The sequence below is a fragment of the Paraburkholderia fungorum genome, assembly GCF_046026025.1.
GTDB lineage: Bacteria > Pseudomonadota > Gammaproteobacteria > Burkholderiales > Burkholderiaceae > Paraburkholderia > Paraburkholderia fungorum_E.
Genome location: NZ_JAQQFL010000084.1, coordinates 1 through 1750 on the forward strand (window position 1 = coordinate 1; position 1750 = coordinate 1750).

Annotated in this window: 1 protein-coding gene; it reads left to right on the top strand. The window is 59.7% G+C overall.

The genetic code is table 11. The annotated features are described in order from the left end of the window. The first annotated feature begins 112 nt into the window (after positions 1 to 112). Complete coding sequence (locus PQR67_RS38095) at positions 113 to 1621, top strand: integrase catalytic domain-containing protein (protein ID WP_408467934.1); 1509 nt, start codon at positions 113 to 115, stop codon at positions 1619 to 1621. Positions 1622 to 1750 lie beyond the last annotated feature (129 nt).

Sequence of the window (1750 nt, forward strand, 5' to 3'; positions counted from 1 at the left end):
CCGGCGCATTGACTCATCAGAATTGCAACTCGCGTTGACCTGTTGCCTCACGTAGTTTGCTACCCGTCGGATTGTCCGGCGGGAGCGGCACGAGGTGACGAGGCAAATCAGCATGACGACACGCAAGGAGTTGGTCGCAGCATTGCAATCGCGGTATAGAAGCGCGACGTTCGGTGACCGGATCAGGATTCTCGACGAGTTCGTGGCTTTGACCGGCTATCACCGCAAGCACGCCATCCGGCTGCTGCGGGAGCAACCCGGCGCAACGAAGGGGACCCGCGAGCGCAACCGGTTATACGACGAGGCGGTACGCCAGGCGCTGACGGTGTTGTGGGAAGCGGCCGACCGAGTTTGTGGCAAGCGCCTGAATGCGTTGATTCCGAAGCTGGTTGATGCCATGGAACGGCACGGCCATCTCGATCTGGATCCGGTCATCAAGGCCAAACTCCTTCAGGTCAGCGCGGCGACCATCGATCGCCTGTTGGCCAATGCGCGTTTGCACATTGACGGGCAGCGCAAACGCCGCAAGGGTGTGGGCTCTGCCATCCGGCGTAGCATCCCGGTGCGCACGTTCGCCGACTGGCGTGATCCGCCGCCGGGTTTCTTCGAGATCGATATGGTCGAACACTGCGGCGGCTCGAAGAGCGACGGTGAGTTCGTTCACACGCTGACATTGACCGATATTGCCAGCGGCTGGACAGAATGTGTGGCCATGCGTACGCGCAACCAGATGCTTGTTATCGAAGCGTTTGAGAAGGTGGCCGCCGATCTGCCATTCTCAATGCTTGGGGTGGATTCGGATAACGACACCGCTTTCATGAACCAGAGCGTCTTCGACTACTGCAAGGGACATGGTCTTGAGCAGACTCGCTCGCGTGCGTACAAGAAGAACGATCAGGCCTGGGTGGAACAGAAGAACGGCGCCGTCGTGCGACGACTGGTTGGTTATGGCCGTCTGAGCGGTACCAATGCGAAGAACGCGCTCGCGCAGCTATACGCGTCATCGCGTCTATACATTAACTTCTTCCAGCCTTCATTCAAGCTGAAGTCCAAGACGCGCGACGGCGCTCGTGTGCACAAGGTCTACCTTGCGCCGGCAACGCCGTGCGATCGGCTGCTGGCGCACGACAGCGTCGAACTCGCGATCAAGGAAAAGCTGAAGGCGCAGTTCAACAGCCTCGATCCTGTGCGACTTCTGCAGGAGATGCGAACGGCTCAGCAGACTTTGAGCGAGTTCGCGGCCCACGGTGTGCCCGCTGAAGCAACGCCAGCAGGTGAATCAGATGTTGCCGTCTTCCTCGCGAGCCTCTCTTCGGCATGGGAGCAAGGGGAAGCACGTCCGACGCACCGCAAGCAACCCAAGGCAAAGCACTGGTGGAAGACCCGGGTGGATCCGTTCGCCGACGTGTGGCCGGTCATTGAAGGGTGGCTGATCGCTGAGCCCACGGTTGCTGTCAAGGAGTTGATGGACCGGTTGGCAACGATGGTTCCGGACGTCTATGCACGCAAGACGCAACTACGAACGCTGCATCGCCGGGTCAACGCATGGCGCGCTGAGCGTGTGAGAGAAATGGTTCTGGGCAGCATGCGCCAGTGCACCGAAACGTCGACTGAAGTGTGAACTGCAGAAAAGTTGAAAGCCGGCGGGGGCCGGGCGCTTCGCGCCCGGAAAACCACGAAAGAAAAGAAGAAGGAAAGCGAAACGACAACAATCCGTCGGGTAACATTCCTTCGTGAGGCAACACGCCGG